The sequence below is a fragment of the Nitratidesulfovibrio termitidis HI1 genome, from assembly GCF_000504305.1.
Classification (GTDB): domain Bacteria; phylum Desulfobacterota; class Desulfovibrionia; order Desulfovibrionales; family Desulfovibrionaceae; genus Cupidesulfovibrio; species Cupidesulfovibrio termitidis.
The window spans coordinates 3,665,712-3,681,847 of record NZ_KI632512.1; the positions used below are offsets into that span (position 1 = coordinate 3,665,712).

The window sequence follows — 16,136 nt, forward strand, 5'->3', positions numbered from 1 at the left end:
GCAATGGCTGACGAAAGGCCGCTGCGTGACGGTCTCGTGTCTGCTTGCGCGCCCCTGCCGATGGCGGGCGCGGCAGGTTGTTGACAAAGTCTGCTTTTGTACGCCTCCGGCGGCCAAGGGGCTGCCGCCCCTTGGAACCCCATGTTTTGTGCTTTCGTAATGCCCAGGAACCACAAACGAAAGTTTTGGGGGGAGGGGGTGCAGGGGAGGAGACCCTTTTCCAAAAGGGTCCCTCCCCCGCAAGAATTTGGGTTTGTCAGCAGTCTTGCGCGCCCCTGCCGATGGCGGGCGCGGATCGGGGGTGTCCGTTGGCCCGCAACGCAACGCGCCCCCGGTAAGGGGGGCGCGCAGGCAGGGGCGGAACCGCCGTAGTGGCGGTGGACGGTATGGTTGCGGCGTGTGCCGCTGGCCGTACCGCCCGAAGATTGCTAGTGCCCCTCGCCCAGGCCGGGCAGGGCGTCGGAGGTCAGGCCGGGCGCGCTGGATGAACCGGCGGCGGGGGCAGACATGGCGCCGGACATCATGTGCTGGCCGTTGCCCATCATGTGGCGGCCATTCTGCATCATTTTGCCCATATTGGCGCCCATGTTGGCATGGCGGCTCTGCATGGTGGCGTAGCCGGGGCAGGACTGCATGCCCATGGCGGGGGTGGAAACGTTCTGGGCGGCCAGTGCGGCGCCGGCGGTGAGGGCTACCAGGGCCAGGGCGGCGGGAAGGATGCGGGTAATCTTCATGATGATCTCCTGTGGGTGATTTCCGTTGCCGGATGATGTCTCTGCTAAAGCATGCGGCGTGCCAAGCGGGTATCTTGCTGAAATAGATGTGATTATAAGGAGGAAGTGCGTGGGGTGTTGTCAGGGCGGATGATTCTTGGGCAGTCTGTCGGTGTCTGCCTGTCCAATCTTCGGACAGTTGTATGAATTTTGTACAGCAATCAGGAGGGTAGTTGCGATGGTGGGGTTTCGCAGAGTGATTGCGATGACGTGTACACTGAAGGCATTTCCGAAATATTGGTGGGATGCAGGCGCACATGTCGTGCCCGTATAACGCAACACGCCCCCTTTGCAGGGGGCGTGTATGCCGCAAGGCGGAATGGTGGAACCGTCGAGGATGAGGTGTCGGTTCAGCCGGTGGAGATACTGCTGTCTGTAGCGGAAATAAAGGCGGCCCCGGCGCAGCTTGTCGCATGACGCAGGGGCCGCTTTGCGCGGTCTAGCTGTTGCGGATGGGGGCCTTGCCGTCCATGCCGGGCATCACGTGCCCGGCCCCGCCCGGCTTGGCGTCCATGTTCCCCATGTTCCCCATGTTGCCCATGTTCCCCATGTTGCCGTGCCCGTCCTTCATCATCTGGCAGCAGCCGCAGCCCTGCATGGGGGCGGCGTCGCCACCGGGAGCCTTGTCCGCCGGTGCGGCAGCGGCCGGGGGCGTGGCGTGGGTATTGTGGTCGCCAGTGCTGCCCGCCGCAAGGGCCGAGCCTGCGGTGATGGCCAGAACGGCAAGGGCGGCCAGAGCGGCGGGGAGAATGCGGGTGATCTTCATGAAAGGCTCCTGCAAGTGGTTTCCGTTTCCGGGTGTGTACTGCGCATAAGGCAAAGGGCGTGCCATGGCGCGCGTGGCAGGGGAATTTGCCTGCAATGCGTTGCGGCGCTTGGGTTGGCGGCGACATGCCCACCCTGGTATTGCCATACGGGGTGTATGATTTCTGGACGGTTTTTTGTGCAGGATGTGCAAACCGGACTGTGACTGTCCGATTTTTGGACAGTCGCCGAACAGTCTTCGGAGAGTCCCGGACATGCCCCGGGTAGACCCGGAACATGCCCGGAACATGCCCAGAACATGCCCAGAATATGCCGGAACAGGTGCGGCGTGTGCTCGGCAATCGGAAGCAGCGTTGCACCCGCCCGCATCGCCCATGCGCGGTTTCGGCGCATCGCCGGGGTCACGGCTGGCCCGCCCCGGCCCGGATGCCGCCCGCACCGTGCGCTGCGGGGCGGTTGGACTTCCGACCCCGAATGCAGTATGAAACCCGATTCGAATGGTACGGCGACGCGCGCCGGGCCGAGACGCCACCCCGTGGCCGGTCGGCGCGCATGGCTCCACAGCGCCCGTACCCACCCCATGCCCCCATACATTTCAGGAGGCGCGCCGCCGCAGGGCGGCACCCACACTATGCCCAGACAGGAACACATCCGCAATTTCAGCATCATCGCGCATATCGACCATGGCAAATCCACCCTGGCCGACCGTATCCTTGAGGTTACCGGGCTGGTCAGCGACCGCGAAAAGCGCGACCAGTATCTGGACCGCATGGAGCTTGAGCGCGAGCGCGGCATCACCATCAAGGCCCAGTCGGTGCGCATCCCGTACACGGCCAAGGATGGCCGCAAGTACGTGCTGAACCTCATCGACACGCCCGGCCACGTGGACTTCAACTACGAGGTCTCGCGCTCGCTCGCCGCGTGCGAAGGGGCGCTGCTGGTTGTGGACGCCTCGCAGGGCGTGGAAGCCCAGACCCTGGCCAACGTGTATCTTGCGCTGGACCACAATCTGGAAGTCATTCCGGTCCTGAACAAGGTGGACCTGCCCAGCGCCGATGCAGACCGCGTGAAGCACGAGATCGAGGAAAGCATCGGCCTCGACTGCTCCGACGCCGTGGCCGTCAGCGCCAAGACCGGCCTGAACGTGGACAAGGTGCTGGAAGCCATCGTCGCGCGTCTGCCCGCGCCCGAAGGCAACCTGAACGCCCCGCTGAAGGCCCTGATCTTCGATTCCTGGTACGATTCGTATCAGGGCGTGGTGGTGCTGTTCCGCATCGTGGACGGCGTGCTGCGCAAGGGCGACCGCATCAAGCTGTTCGCCACCGAGCGCAGCTACGAAGTGATCCGCCTTGGGGTGTTCTCGCCCGAAATCGTGGACATGACCGAACTGGGTGCTGGCGAAGTGGGCTTTCTGTGCGCCAACATCAAGGAACTGGGCGACGCCAAGGTGGGCGACACCATCACTCATGTGGACCGCCCCGCCGAAATACCCGTGGAAGGCTTCAAGGAAGTGCAGCCCATGGTGTTCTGCGGGCTGTACCCCACCGATTCCGCCGACTACGAACAGCTCAAGTACGCGCTGGAAAAGCTGCAGCTCAACGACGCGGCCTTCTCGTACGAGCCGGAAACCTCGCAGGCGCTGGGCTTCGGCTACCGTTGCGGGTTCCTTGGCCTGTTGCACATGGAGATCATCCAGGAGCGGCTGGAGCGCGAATTTCAGGTGGAACTCATCGCCACCGCACCCTCGGTGATCTACAAGATCGACACCGTGGACGGGAAGAAGAGCGACATCGACAACCCCTCCAAGCTCCCAGACCCCACCAAGATCGCCGCGCTGTACGAACCCTACGTGCGCATGGACATCCACGTGCCCAACGATTACGTGGGCAACGTGCTGAAGCTGTGCGAGGAAAAGCGCGGCATTCAGAAGAACATGGGGTACATCGCCTCCAACCGCGTGGTCATCACCTACGAACTGCCGTTCGCCGAAATCGTGTTCGACTTCTTCGACCGGCTGAAGTCGGGCACCAAGGGGTACGCCTCGATGGACTACGAGTTCATCGACTACCGGCAGTCGGCCCTGGTGAAGCTGGACATCCTGATCAACGCCGAAGCCGTGGACGCGCTGGCCGTCATCGTGCACCGCGACAAGGCCTACCACTACGGCCGCGCGCTGGCGCTGAAGCTGAAGCGCACCATCCCGCGCCAGATGTTCGAGGTGGCCATCCAGGCGGCCATCGGGCAGAAGATCATTGCCCGCGAATCCATTTCCGCGCTGCGCAAGAACGTGACCGCAAAGTGCTACGGCGGGGATATTACCCGTAAGCGCAAGCTGTTGGAAAAGCAGAAGGAAGGCAAGAAGCGCATGAAGCGTATGGGCAACGTGGAGTTGCCGCAGGAGGCCTTCCTTGCCGCTCTCCAGGTCGGCGACGAATAATTTTGCGCCATGGGGGCAATGACTGCGTCAAACGGAGGAGCCGCTCGGGTCACGTACCAAAGAGTACGCTCCCCTCGCGGACTCCACCGTTTTCCTTGTCCTTGCCGCCCCTGCCGCAAAATTATCGGGAGACAGCAGTCTGTTCCTGCCGTCCGTGCGCACCGCTACGGGCGCGTGCGCGTGAAGATACGTGAGCGAAACCCTTGCCACCCCTGTCGCGAAATTGCGGCGGGTGAGGCGAGGGAATGAGTCCCGCGTGGCGCCTGTGCGCGCCAGCGGTTTGAAAAGAGAATGACGTGAACGATGCCGGGCGGCAGGCGCAGGATGTGCGGCAGCCCGGCGGTTTCAGCGCGCCGTTCCCGGCATTCCCCACAATGCGGGCGCGGCGCAGGGCATGCCCCTGCGGCCACTGCATCAGCGGTGGCGCGCACCGGCCCCGCCTTGGGCGACAGCCTTTGGCGGGTTTTCGATGAACCGTAAATCCCCTTCCTTTCACGGGCGAGTGAACGGACGGTGGAGGCACCCGCATGCAACAGAAAAGCCTGCTGTTGGAATACGTGGAGGCGCTTGTCGTCGCCTTTGCGCTGGCCATGCTCATTCGCACCTTCGTGGTGCAGGCGTACAAGATTCCTTCCGGTTCCATGCTCGAAACCCTGCAGATCGGCGACCATCTGCTGGTCAACAAGTTCAGCTACGGCATCAAGCTGCCCTTCACCCACAAGGTGGTGGTGCCCGTGGGCGACCCGCAGCGCGGCGACATCATCGTGTTCGAGTACCCCGGCGATCCGTCCATCGACTACATCAAGCGCATCGTGGGCCAGCCCGGCGACGTGATAGAAGTGCGCAACAAGCAGCTGTACCGCAATGGCGAGGCAGTGCAGGAGGCGTACATCCGCCATTCGCAGCCCGGCATCGTCATGCCCGTGCGCGACAACTTCGGCCCGGTCACCGTGCCCGAGGGCCACTATTTCGCCATGGGCGACAACCGGGACGATTCGCAGGATTCCCGCTTCTGGGGCTTTGTCCCGCGCGGGGCCATCCGGGGCAAGGCCTGGGTCATCTACTGGTCATGGGAAGGCTTGGGCAACGTGCGCTGGGACCGCATCGGCACGGTTCTGCACTGATCCCGCGCGGCGCCCTGGGTGCCGATGTGGTGATCAGGCCCTGCCGCCCGGTCTGCCCGCCCGCATTGCAACATATCCGTCCCGTCCCGCGCGTCATTGCGGGGCGGGACGTTTTGCTTTAGTGGTTGTGCGGTATCGCAGGGTGCATGCAGTGGCACTATGGCGCAGCACGGCAGTTGGAGGCGCGTGCTTCCTCATGGCCGAATTGGCCGCCTTCGCGCCAGCCCTGCCCGGACGAGCCCTATCGGACCTGTCGTTTCCGCTTCGCCCGCTCCTCACTCTTTTTGCGCAGGGGGCTCAATGATCGTTCGCGTGGCCTGTGCCGCCCTGCACGGGGTGGACGCCTTCCGGGTGGACCTGGAGGTGGACCTTGCCCGGCAGGGCATGCCCGCCTTCGTCATGGTGGGTCTGGCCGAAGGGGCCCTGCGCGAATCGCGCGAACGCGTCTTTGCCGCCATGCGCGCCTGCAACCTGCGTCTGCCCCCCGCCCGCATCACCGTCAATCTCGCCCCCGCCGACCGCCGCAAGAGCGGCAGCGGCTTCGATCTGCCTCTTGCCATCGGTCTTTTGGCCGCCGCAGAAATCCTGCCCCAGGGCTGTACCGACGGATGGTTTCTGCTGGGCGAACTTTCCCTTACCGGCGAACTGAAGCCCGTGCCGGGCGTGCTGCCCGTGGCCGTGCGCGCCCGTGCCGAAGGGGCGCGCGGCATGCTGGTGGCGGCGGACAACGCCGCCGAGGCCGCCGTGGTGGAAGGGCTGCCGGTCTACCCGGTCCGTTCGCTGGGCGAGGCCGCCGCCTTTCTGGCCGGGCAGGCGGACATTGCCGCCGTGCCCTCCGGCGGGCGCGCCGCGTGGGAACGCGGCCCGGACTGGCCCGTGGACTTCGCCGAGGTGAAGGGGCAGGAGCACGCCAAGCGGGCCATCGAAATCGCGGCGGCGGGCGCGCACAACCTGCTGTTCATCGGCCCGCCCGGCAGCGGCAAGACCATGCTGGCCCAGCGCATTCCCACGGTGCTGCCGCCGCTCTCCTTCGAGGAGGCGCTGGAGGTGACCACCATCTACAGCGTGGCGGGCCAACTGGACGGGCAGGGGCTGATCACCCGCCGCCCCTTCCGCGCACCGCACCACACCGTGTCCGACTACGGGTTGGTGGGTGGCGGGGCCAACCCGCGCCCCGGGGAGATTTCGCTGGCGCATCGCGGGGTGCTGTTTCTGGACGAATTGCCCGAATTCAGGAAGACCGCGCTGGAAGTGATGCGCCAGCCGCTGGAAGACGGCGTGGTGACCATTGCCCGCGCCGCCGTCTCATTGACCTATCCTGCGGACAGCATGCTGGTGGCGGCCATGAACCCCTGCCCCTGCGGGTACAGGACCGACGACAGGCATACCTGCACCTGCCTTGGCCCGGCGGTGCAGCGGTATCGGGCGCGGCTTTCCGGCCCGCTGCTGGACCGCATCGACCTGCACGTGGAGGTGCCTGCCGTGCCCTACAAGGATTTGCGCGGCGGGTTGACGGGCAGCACCTCCGCCGAAATGCGGGACCGCATCGCGGCGGCGCGGGGCGTGCAATCGGCGCGCTACGCGGATACCCCGTGCCGCACCAACGCGGACCTGACCGGCAAGCTGCTGGAGGAACACTGCGCCCTCGGCCCGGACGAGCACGCCTTTCTGGAAGGCGCGGTGCATGCCTTGGCCCTGTCGGCGCGGGCGTACACGCGCATCCTGCGCATTGCGCGGACCATCGCGGATCTGGAGCATGCGGAGCGGGTGCTGGCCGCCGGGCAGGCAGCGGGACAAGAGGCCGGGCGTGATGGCGCGGACCCGGCAGTTCCTGTTGCCGCTGCCGGTCCCATCCGGGTGGAACATCTGGCGGAGGCCATCAACTGCCGCGCGCTGGATCGCGAACGGCTGTAGACAGGGAATGCAGGGCCGCGCAACGGCGCGGCGGTACGGGACACACACATACCACGGCACCGGTCCGTATCCTGGGGGGATACATGGACGAAAAACGGTATTGCGTGCATGCCGCTTTGGGAACGCGCGGCGAACGGCTGCGGCTGGTGCGGGTACGGCCCGAGCACTGCCAGCGTGACGGGCAGGAACCGTCGGAACTGCCGCAGGGCTCAGTGGAACAGGCGCAAGGCTCCGCCGTATCGCCCGGCATGGTCGGCGCTTCCCTCGTGGATTCCTTTTCGCATGGCGAGCCCCACCCGCTGCCACTGCCCGGCGCGCGCCCGGTGGTGCTGGCCGAAGGGCTGACCGCCCGGCAGGCCGAGCGTCTGGCCGCCTTGCTGTCCGGCCTGGTGGATGCTGATGTGTCGCAGGCTGGCGGAACCACGGGTATGCAATCGGGGGCAGGTAACGGCGGGATGCCGTGCGCCGCCCCCGCGCGAGTCGGGGACAAGGGCATTGCCGTGCCCGAAGGGGCGCAACGCAAGGCCCGGGCCGGGCTGGACCTGCTGCGCGAGGCGCTGCTTTCCGTCATGGCCTGCAACCCCAGGGGGCTTACCGGCCCGGAGTTGTTGCTGGCGCTTGGGCTGCCAGGACTGCCGACCAAGCCGGGCGGGCGGGGCGAACGCCCCGGCGGTGAGGAACTTCTGGTGCAGGCACTGCTGGCGTTGCTGCGCGAAGCGGGCGCGGTGCGCGGGGGGGAAGGGCACTGAACTTTACCCGCGCGTTATGGGTGGTGCTACAACCTGCTGCAATATATACAGAGCACGCTTTCAATATCTCGGGGATCAAGGGTGTTGAGGGGGGCAGGGAAAGCACTGACGGGCAGCTTGTCCCCTTGGAATTTTTTCATGAGGTTTTTCTTAACAAGCACATTGGCGCCTTCCAGCGCTCCACAGTGCAAATGTACCATCTGCGGATGTGACATGTAGTAATGGCCAAATCTTTCGGAAAAATCGTAGTAAAAAAGTGTACCTACACCTGCCAATCCGGAAAGAACCTCCTGTGTGGTCATGTGAAGCTTGTCGAATCCTATCCGCGCGGCTTCGTCCAGGCGCGCGGCTGCGGGGAGCAAGCATTGTTCAATGGCAGCCTCTAGCTTAAGCCTTCCTATCCTGCGTTGGTGACCGCACATTTTCCCTTCGTGTCCGATGGAACGAGCCGCCTTTCGTATGCGGTTTTCAAGTGTGTCATCGGCTGCGTAATGAGCCCTCTCCCTGTCGTGGTACGGCTTGTCGCAATGAATGAAGGTGGCAACTATGCCCGCAAGGGTTCCGTCAAGGTGCCATTGCTGGCATTTTTCGTAATCATCTTCAGGGGGCCTGCATCTGTTTATGCGTTTTTTAGGCCGGCATGTCGTCATGTGTTGTCCTGTGCGATGGCTTGGGGGGGCGGCGTTTCAAAGCTGCCGTATTGAGTAATGGGACAGTTTTCTGGCGGGTAAGGTGCATTACCCCTTCCCGTTCTCCAGCCCCAGCTCTGACAGGGCGGCGGCAAGGTCTGCCCGCAGCAGGGGTTTGGCCAGCATCATGCTGACGCCTGCCTCCATGGCCGCATCGTGGCCCAGCCCCTCGCTGAAGCCGGAACACAGCACCACCGGCAGGTCGGGCCGCAGGGCGCGGATCTGGCGGGTCAGTTCGGTGCCGGTCATGCCGGGCATGGTCTGGTCGGTGACCACCAGCCGCCAGCTTGCCGGGTCCGCCCGAAAGCGGTCCAGCGCATCAAGGGGATTTGCGGTCACCACGGCCCGGTAGCCCAGCTTTTCCAGCATGGCCCCCATGATGGCCGCCAACGGTGCCTCGTCGTCCACCACCAGCGCAAGGCCGCTGCCGCTGTGGGCGGAATCGGGCCCCGTGGTGGCTTCTTCGCCCGCCTGCGGCGCCAGGGGCAGCAGCACCTCGAACTCCGTGCCCACCCCCACGGTGGACTGCACCGCAACGGCCCCGCCGTGGGCGGTGACGATGCCGTGCACCAGCGCAAGGCCCATGCCCGTGCCCTCGTCCGGCTTCTTGGTGGTGAAGAACGGATCGAAGATGTTCTCCAGGATGTCCGACGGGATGCCGTGCCCCGTGTCGCGCACGCGCAACCGGGCATAGCCGCCTGGGACGGGCAGGGAACGGGCGGCGGCCTCGTCTTCGTCCAGTTCCACCGCGTCCAGCGCAAGATGCAGTACGCCGCCATGGTCCTTCATGGCGTGGGCCGCGTTGCCGCACAGGTTCATGATCACCTGCTGCAACTGGCTCAGGTTGGCCAGCAGCGGTCCGGTATCGGCCAGGTCCAGGCGGATGTCCACGTTGGCGGGCAGGGTGGCCCGCAGCAGGCGCACCGTTTCCTTGATGGGCGACAGCGGGGGCAGCGGCAGGCGCGAGGGTTCCTCCTGCCTGCTGAAGGTCAGGATCTGGCGGATCAGGTCGCGCGCGCGGCGTCCGGCGGCCAGCACTTCTGTCAGTCGGCGGTGCTGGCCGTCGCCGTTTTCGGTCTGGTCCAGGCTCATTTCCGTGTAGCCCATCATTACGCCCAGGATGTTGTTGAAATCGTGGGCTATGCCCCCGGCCAGCGTGCCGATGGCCTCCATTTTCTGGGCCTGGCGCAACCGGGCTTCCAACTGCTTGCGGCTGCTGATGTCGTGGGCCACCAGCACCGTGCCGGGTGCGGCCCCTTCGCGGCCCGGTGCCCCGTCGAACTGGCCTTCGGCAAGGAAGGGCGACAGGGTGACCAGAAAGTGCCCGCCAAGGCTGGGCAGGTACAATTCCTCGGTGCGGCTTTCACCCCAGGGCATGGCCCGGACAGTCACGGACAGGTCATCGGGCATGACGGCCGCGCACACGTCGTCGGCCATGACGGATGCCCCCAGCACGTCGTTGCAGTGGCGGCCCACAAGATCCTTGGGGTGCAGGCCCAGCAGCCTGCCCAAGGCCATGTTGCTGCGACGCACCCGCTGGTCCGCGTCCATGATCATGATGATGTCGGGCACGCTGTCGAAGGTTTTTTCCCATTCCTGCTTGGCACGGATGATCATGTTTTCCACGGCCTTGCGGCGGTCGATGTCTTCCACCGTGCCTTCGATGCCGGAAATTTCGCCGGTGGTGCCGCGCTGAACGCGGGCGTTCACCGAAATCCAGAAGGTGGACCCGTCGGCCCGGCGGGCCGTGGTTTCGAAGTCGCGCACCTCGCCCGTATCGCGCAGGGTGTTCAGCATGCGGTCCAGGGTGGCCCGGTCCAGAAAGCCGCCGGGCAGCCAGCCGTCGGGCATGGTGGAGCCGGGGGCGACACCGGCGGCGCCGCCGGACCGGATGGCCGCAAACAGCGCGTCAGGCGAGGGATAGCCGAACATGTCGGCAAAGGCGGGGTTGGCGCTGATCAGTTCGCCCCACGGGCGGCAGCGAAAGATGCCGAGCACGGTGCCTTCCACCATGCCGCGCCACTGGCGGGCGTCGCGGTTTATCTCGCGCCAGTGCACGGACAGGGTGCGCCGCCGCTCCGCCTCGCGCACCAGGCGCATGAAGGCCGGGCCAAGGTGCCAGTCGTCGGCGCAGAGCACTTCGTCCGCGCCTTCGCGCACGGCCTCCAGGGCCAGCCCTTCGTCGGCGGTGGGGGCCACCAGCACGAAGGGCACGTCCTCGCGCACCCCGCGCACCAGCAGCAGCACTTCCTGCCAGGTCATGCCGGGGGCCTCGGATTCGGCCACCACCATGTCCCACGGCTCTTCGGTGATCAGGCGCGAAAGCTCGGACGGCGTTTCGGCCAGCATGTACGAAGGTTCCAGCCCGCAGGCGGCAAGCCGCGTGACCAGCCCGCGCGCGAACTCCTCGAACTCGGAGACGATGAGCAGGCTGAGTCGCGCCGCGCGCGTTGCCGTGGCGTCCTGACCGGAAGTGTGGCCGGACGTGCTGACGGTGGGGGGCGGCGGTGCGGACATGGCTTCCCTGTGGGTAGTGGGCGGGTGGGGCGCGGGATGGAGACCAAGCGCGGTTTCCGCAAGCAGCGCAAGGGCGGCGGACCGCCGGACCGGAAAACGGCGTGCGAATGCGGGCCATTCCGGCGCCAGGATACCCGGCATTGTCGCTGGCCTGTCCGCAGGACCGGCTGGTGGACCGGCTGGTGGACTGACTGGCGAACTGACCACCGGACCGGCTGCCGGAGCAGTCACCGGACCAGTTGCCAGACTGGTCCCCGGACTGGGGGACCGACTGTCCGACGGACACCCGCGAACCGCCGTACTCCTCATGATAGCAGAACGGGCCACGCCCGCAAACCGGGGTGGCCCGCCGTGCGTCGGCATGGACACCGGTCCGCCTGGTTCCGGTCCATGTGATTCCGGTCCATGTGATTCCGGCCCGAACGGGTGTTGGGCAAGCCCCCCCGCGTGCCGGGCCCCCGGTTCCGGCAGGCCGGAAAGTCCTGGCGCAGACTCTCCGGGCCAGCCGGAACCGGCGACGATGTCGTGTGCCTCGGGCACGCAGTGCAGCGAAAGCCCCAGGCGGCGGGTCATTTGCAGATCGCCCAGGGTTCGTTGACCATCCGTTCGCGCCCGCTGACGGTCATCTGCGGCGGCAGCAGCGAACCTATCAGCGGCGTCAGCGGCGCATAGCTGTAGTCCACCTGCACCTCCACCGTCTGGCAGGGGTCTCCGCCGTTGTTTTCCACGGCGGCGGCCCCGGTGCCGTTGGGGTAACTGCGCACCAGGATGGTCACGCCCGTGCCCGTGGACCCGGACAGCACCTGGGTGAGGGGCCGGGCCGCGTCCTTGATCAGCGTCACCCGGTTGCCGGTGTCGAAGCCTTCGCCGGTGACGGCAAAGCGTGCCCCCACCTGCGCGGCCTTTTCCACGGTGGAGCGGGCAAAGAGATTGTAGCCGAATTCCACAAGGCCGAAGAGCATGGCCAGCAGCACGGGCAGCATGAACGCCACCTCCAGCGAACCGACCCCGTCCTCGCCGCGCCACAGACGCAATGGCCATATGCGGCATGCACGCATGGTGTCCTCCCTGCCGCGCTAGCGCAGCAACCGCCAGCCAAGCTGCCGCCCGATCTTCTTGAAGATTTCCTCAAGATCGTAGGCAGAGGGCGCGTCGTAGTAGTGGTCGTTGGTGCCCGCCTTGCTGGAGGCGATGGCCTTCATCAGGCTGATGTCCGTGGAGTCCGAAGCGCCGTAGCGGATGGCGAAGATCTCTATGCCCTTGTCCTTGGCGATCTGCGCCTCGCTCAGCATGGCGGCGTTCAGCTTGCCGCCGTTCTCGCAGTGGGTGTTCATGTCGAACATCCCGTAGTAGGCGTTGGTCCAGTAGGCGTTGGGCGTGTAGTTGAGGGCGTAGTTGCCGCCGCACTTGGCGTCTTCCGTGTCGCCATCGGTCAGCACGATCATCACCTTGCGCATGTCCTTGTTGGACGAGCCCTGGGTGAACGGCGCTTCCGGGGTGAGCACGTGGCGTCCCCACTTGATGCCTTCGGAGATGACGGTGCCCGAGGCATCGCCCAGGGCGTCCTGCTCGGCGATGGCGCTGACGATGGTGGCGCGGTTGCCGGTCAGGGCCTGCACGCGCGGAATGCTGTCGCAGGTGCCCTTGGGCACGTTGAGCGACGAGCCCACGGGGTAGCGGTACTTGGACAGCTTGTACTCTTCCAGTATCCACGAGGGCGCCAGGGTGCCGTCGGCGTTGCGGCAGCCGTCGGCCAGGCCGTCCACGCCCGCGGGAATGTGCACCTTGCCGCGGAACGGCACCAGCCCCACCTTGACCGAGGTTTCCATGCCTTCGGGCATGATCAGCTCGGCAAGCTGGGTGGCGGCCGCGTTGGCCTGCTGGATGGCCGTGCCCTTCATGGAGCCGGTGTTGTCGATGACGAAGACCACTTCCAGGTTGTTGTACCCGGCGGTGGCCTGGGCGCGCACCGTGGTGGAACCGATGCCCAGGGCGCCCATGAAGATGGTGTCCACGGTGGCCTCGGCCTTCACGATGACGCTGCGTTCCTCGGTGCCGGGGGTCACGCCCTTCAGCACGGCGGCGGGGTAGTTGGCGGCCATGTATTCGTTCACGGCCCCCCGCACCAGCCCCTTGTCCAGTTGCGGGTCGTAGGGAAGTTGCAGGCTGCCCGCCAGGGCCGCCGCATCCACGGCGCCTTGCAGGCGGTTGTGCGCGAGGTAGAGCATGCCCGAATCGATGCCAAGGCCGGCAAGGCCCAGCACCACGGGCAGCAGCACGGCCATCAGCATGGCCATGGAACCCCGCGTGCCACGCCACAGGCCGCGCGCGAGGGCGCGAAAACCGGCAGGCCGGGCCGCGTTACGGCGTGGGCATGCTGGTGCTTGCGGAAAACGTGTAGAGCGCGTCATGGGGGTCTCCGTTGTAGGGATTGCTCGTGAATACCGACTTGTAGGCATACTGCACGGTTACCGTGACCATTTGCTTGCCCGTGTCCTTGACGGCGGTGGCCGTCAGGGCGTTGGGGTCAAGCGTGGTGGCCAGCGAGCGGACAAAAGGCTGCACGCCCGCCACGTCGTCGTTCATGACCACGTGGCGCGCGCCCGCGCGGCTGGCCTCGGTCAGGGCGGAGTAGGCGCGGATGGTGTTGCCTCCCTCCACCAGCACGTAGATCAGTGCTGCAATGACCGGCAGCATCAGGGCCACTTCCAGCGCGGCCAGGCCGCGCTGGGCCAGCGCCCGCGACGACGGAAGGTGGCGCAGCCCCCTGCGCGTTCCGCCGGACGGGGCCGGTGGCATGGTGTTGCGTGTTTCGAACATGGTGTTCACTCCTTGCGATGGGCCGCCCCCCGGCGAACTCCATCTGCGTTGCCCCCAACGGACAATGGTGGGCGCGCGTGACGCGCCCGAAATTCCTCGCGGCGGCTACTTGCCGTCGCGCAGTTCGCCCTCGCGCACGGTGGCCGAAGCGCCACGGGCCTTCAGCGGGGTGGATGCCGGAGGCAGCGTGACCGGGGTGGCGATACCGGGCGCGCCCTGTACCGGCCCCATGCCTGCGGCCCTTGCGGCCCTTGAGGCCCCTGAGGCCCCTGAGGCCCCTGAGTAGGGACCGGCCATGGGCAGCGGCGCGGCGGTGGCCGCAGCCGGGCCCTGACCCTGCGCGATGCGCGCGGCCAGGCGGGCGCGCTTCAGGTTTTCGGCGGCGCGGGCGTAGTAGCGCGGTTCCACTTCCAGGGCGCGTTGCAGGTGGTACAGGGCCAGGGCATGCTCGCCCTGCTGCGAAAGATACACGCCCAGGTTGTTGTGCGCGGCGGCCTCGCCCCCGGCGTTGCGGAACGCCTCGAAGGCTTCGTCGTAGCGGCCCAGACGGCACAGCGACAGGCCCATGTTGTTCCACACCCGGTTGCCGGGCGCACCGTAGGTGATGGCCGCGCGGAAGTGGTCCACGGCGGCGGCGTCGTTGCCCAGCATGGCCTGCGCGATGCCCGCGTTGTTGTGCAGTTCGCCCGAGCGGGGCATCTGTTCCAATGCCCGCAGGTACACGGCCAGGGCCTTGTCCGGCTGCCCCTGGTAATTGTGGATGGCGCCCAGGTGACTGGCCGCCCCGACAAGGCGCGGATCCAGCGCCAGCGCCCGTTCGAAACGGCTGCGGGCCTCGGTCAGGTTGCCTTCGGCAAAGCTGAGCATGCCCGCCGTTTCCCAGGCCCGGGCGTTGTCCGGGGTCAGGGCGATGGCGGCGTCGATGTCGGGCCGCGCATCCGTGGTGGCGCCCCGCGCCACCAGCAGCGCGCCGCGCTGGTAGCGGGCCTCGGCCAGTTTGGGATCGAGCTGGCAGGCCCGGCTGAACTGTTCGAAGGCCAGTTCCGGGCGATCCTGCGAAAGGAAGACCAGACCGCGCTGCAAGTGTTCCTGGGCGTTCATGGCATCCGCCTGGGGCGTGGGTTCCACCCCCTCGCCATCATGCAGCAGGTCCTTGCCGCTGTGGTAGCGTTCCATCAGCGAAAGGTTGGAGCCGCGCGTGGGCTGCTGCGCGCCGCAACCGGCAAGCAGCAGGGCGCAGAGCGCCAGCAGGGCAAGGGCGGGACGGGTGGCGGTGCGGGCGGTCATGGCGTTTTCCTTGATGGTTGCAAACCGGGCGATTTTCTCTTTGTGCCCCGGCTGGGGATTTCGTTCGCTGTGATCACTGCCCCATCTGGGCGAAAACCTGCATCAGCTTGATGAACGCGGGCCCCATGATGGTCACGAACAGGGCCGGAAGAATGCAGAACACCAGCGGGAACAGCAGTTTCACCGGCATCTTGGCGGCGATTTCCTCGGCCCGCTGGAAGCGCGTGGTGCGCATGGTGTCGGAATAGACGCGCAGGGTGCTGGAAATGCTGGTGCCGAAGGCATCCGCCTGCACGATGAGCGTGACAAGGCTGTTCACGTCTTCCAGCGCCACGCGCGCGGCCAGGTTCTTCAGGGCCTCCGCGCGCGACTTGCCCGCGCGCAGTTCCAGAATGACCAGGTTCAGTTCCTCGGCCAGCACCGGGTTGGTGGCCGCCATTTCGCGGGCCACGCGCGAGAACGCCTGGTCAAGGCCCATGCCCGCTTCCACGCAGACCACCAGCAGGTCCAGCGCGTCGGGCAGGGAGTGGATGATGTCCAGCCTGCGGGCCTTGATGCGCCGCGACAGCCACACGTTGGGCGCGTACAGGCCCACCACCGCGGGGCAGATGAACAGCAGCGCCACCATGCCGACGGGAATGTCGTTGCCCGCCAGCAGGCGGACCACCAGGCCCAGCAGCAGGCCGCACAGGGTCAGCCCGGCCTTGACGCCCCAGAACACCACCGGGGCGCGGCGGTTGCGGTAGCCCGCGCGCACCAGGGCCAGACCCGCCTCGTTCACTTCCTCACCGTCGTCCTTGACCACCTTCTGCCCCACCCGTTCGGCCATGGCGTTCAGCGCGGCCTTCAGGGAGGAAAGCGGGGATTCCGGCAGGGCCGGGGCGGCCACGGCCACGGCACGGGCGCCCGCCGCATGCCGGGTAAGGCGGCCATGCATGCGCTGCACCCGCTGGCGGTTGCCGAACACGTCGCGCAGGGCATGCGCCACCAGCAACACCGCGCCGGAGGCCAGCAGGGCGACCAGGAAGGGGATCATGGTTTCGTCGAACGTCATGGCGGTG

At 66.5% G+C, this 16,136-nt stretch carries 13 protein-coding genes; 4 read left to right on the plus strand and 9 right to left on the minus strand.

Features of this window, described 5'->3' with window-relative positions; genetic code table 11:
- Positions 1-428: 428 nt before the first annotated feature.
- Positions 429-734 (minus strand): hypothetical protein, encoded by a 306-nt coding sequence (locus tag DESTE_RS14605; protein ID WP_035068318.1) that lies wholly within the window; start codon positions 732-734, stop codon positions 429-431.
- Between the two features lie 478 nt (positions 735-1,212).
- The gene (locus tag DESTE_RS14610; RefSeq protein WP_035068319.1) at positions 1,213-1,539 is read right to left on the minus strand and encodes a hypothetical protein; all 327 of its coding nucleotides are present in this window, start codon (positions 1,537-1,539) and stop codon (positions 1,213-1,215) included.
- Between the two features lie 630 nt (positions 1,540-2,169).
- On the opposite strand from DESTE_RS14610, the gene lepA reads away from it, so the two are divergent.
- The 4 genes from lepA to DESTE_RS14630 all read left to right on the plus strand — a co-directional run bounded on the left by lepA (position 2,170) and on the right by DESTE_RS14630 (position 7,762).
- Positions 2,170-3,975, plus strand: coding sequence for a translation elongation factor 4 (gene lepA / locus DESTE_RS14615; protein WP_035068320.1), 1,806 nt, complete (start codon positions 2,170-2,172; stop codon positions 3,973-3,975).
- Between the two features lie 527 nt (positions 3,976-4,502).
- Entirely contained in the window at positions 4,503-5,099 is a 597-nt protein-coding gene (gene lepB, locus DESTE_RS14620; protein ID WP_035068321.1) for a signal peptidase I, read from the plus strand.
- Positions 5,100-5,399: 300 nt separating this feature from the next.
- Complete coding sequence (locus DESTE_RS14625; RefSeq protein WP_035068322.1) at positions 5,400-7,013, plus strand: YifB family Mg chelatase-like AAA ATPase; 1,614 nt, start codon at positions 5,400-5,402, stop codon at positions 7,011-7,013.
- 83 nt (positions 7,014-7,096) lie between these two features.
- Positions 7,097-7,762, plus strand: coding sequence for a hypothetical protein (locus DESTE_RS14630; RefSeq protein WP_035068323.1), 666 nt, complete (start codon positions 7,097-7,099; stop codon positions 7,760-7,762).
- Between the two features lie 26 nt (positions 7,763-7,788).
- On the opposite strand, the gene DESTE_RS18125 is transcribed toward DESTE_RS14630, so the two are convergent.
- The 7 genes from DESTE_RS18125 to DESTE_RS14660 all read right to left on the minus strand — a co-directional run bounded on the left by DESTE_RS18125 (position 7,789) and on the right by DESTE_RS14660 (position 16,129).
- Positions 7,789-8,412 (minus strand): hypothetical protein, encoded by a 624-nt coding sequence (locus tag DESTE_RS18125; RefSeq protein WP_156925386.1) that lies wholly within the window; start codon positions 8,410-8,412, stop codon positions 7,789-7,791.
- Positions 8,413-8,499: 87 nt separating this feature from the next.
- Positions 8,500-10,968, minus strand: coding sequence for an ATP-binding protein (locus tag DESTE_RS14635; RefSeq protein WP_035068324.1), 2,469 nt, complete (start codon positions 10,966-10,968; stop codon positions 8,500-8,502).
- A 569-nt stretch (positions 10,969-11,537) separates the two neighbouring features.
- Positions 11,538-12,026, minus strand: a complete 489-nt coding sequence (locus DESTE_RS14640; protein WP_051384492.1) for a TadE/TadG family type IV pilus assembly protein — start codon at positions 12,024-12,026, stop codon at positions 11,538-11,540.
- 18 nt (positions 12,027-12,044) lie between these two features.
- Complete coding sequence (locus tag DESTE_RS14645) at positions 12,045-13,265, minus strand: VWA domain-containing protein (protein WP_035068325.1); 1,221 nt, start codon at positions 13,263-13,265, stop codon at positions 12,045-12,047.
- Positions 13,266-13,329: 64 nt separating this feature from the next.
- Positions 13,330-13,788, minus strand: coding sequence for a TadE/TadG family type IV pilus assembly protein (locus DESTE_RS14650; RefSeq protein ID WP_084559490.1), 459 nt, complete (start codon positions 13,786-13,788; stop codon positions 13,330-13,332).
- A 105-nt stretch (positions 13,789-13,893) separates the two neighbouring features.
- On the minus strand, positions 13,894-15,075 hold the full coding sequence (locus DESTE_RS14655; RefSeq protein ID WP_035068326.1) for a tetratricopeptide repeat protein: 1,182 nt from the start codon (positions 15,073-15,075) through the stop codon (positions 13,894-13,896).
- Positions 15,076-15,148: 73 nt separating this feature from the next.
- The gene (locus DESTE_RS14660; protein ID WP_035068327.1) at positions 15,149-16,129 is read right to left on the minus strand and encodes a type II secretion system F family protein; all 981 of its coding nucleotides are present in this window, start codon (positions 16,127-16,129) and stop codon (positions 15,149-15,151) included.
- Between the last annotated feature and the right edge of the window lie 7 nt (positions 16,130-16,136).

Excerpts from the sequence above, each read along its gene's own strand:
- DESTE_RS14605 (WP_035068318.1), bottom strand. The coding sequence starts at position 734 with ATGAAGATTACCCGCATCCTTCCCGCCGCCCTGGCCCTGGTAGCCCTC.
- DESTE_RS14610 (WP_035068319.1), bottom strand. The coding sequence starts at position 1,539 with ATGAAGATCACCCGCATTCTCCCCGCCGCTCTGGCCGCCCTTGCCGTT.
- lepA (WP_035068320.1), top strand. The coding sequence starts at position 2,170 with ATGCCCAGACAGGAACACATCCGCAATTTCAGCATCATCGCGCATATC.
- lepB (WP_035068321.1), top strand. The coding sequence starts at position 4,503 with ATGCAACAGAAAAGCCTGCTGTTGGAATACGTGGAGGCGCTTGTCGTC.
- DESTE_RS14625 (WP_035068322.1), top strand. The coding sequence starts at position 5,400 with ATGATCGTTCGCGTGGCCTGTGCCGCCCTGCACGGGGTGGACGCCTTC.
- DESTE_RS14630 (WP_035068323.1), top strand. The coding sequence starts at position 7,097 with ATGGACGAAAAACGGTATTGCGTGCATGCCGCTTTGGGAACGCGCGGC.
- DESTE_RS18125 (WP_156925386.1), bottom strand. The coding sequence starts at position 8,412 with ATGACGACATGCCGGCCTAAAAAACGCATAAACAGATGCAGGCCCCCT.
- DESTE_RS14635 (WP_035068324.1), bottom strand. The coding sequence starts at position 10,968 with ATGTCCGCACCGCCGCCCCCCACCGTCAGCACGTCCGGCCACACTTCC.
- DESTE_RS14640 (WP_051384492.1), bottom strand. The coding sequence starts at position 12,026 with ATGCGTGCATGCCGCATATGGCCATTGCGTCTGTGGCGCGGCGAGGAC.
- DESTE_RS14645 (WP_035068325.1), bottom strand. The coding sequence starts at position 13,265 with ATGGCCATGCTGATGGCCGTGCTGCTGCCCGTGGTGCTGGGCCTTGCC.
- DESTE_RS14650 (WP_084559490.1), bottom strand. The coding sequence starts at position 13,788 with ATGTTCGAAACACGCAACACCATGCCACCGGCCCCGTCCGGCGGAACG.
- DESTE_RS14655 (WP_035068326.1), bottom strand. The coding sequence starts at position 15,075 with ATGACCGCCCGCACCGCCACCCGTCCCGCCCTTGCCCTGCTGGCGCTC.
- DESTE_RS14660 (WP_035068327.1), bottom strand. The coding sequence starts at position 16,129 with ATGACGTTCGACGAAACCATGATCCCCTTCCTGGTCGCCCTGCTGGCC.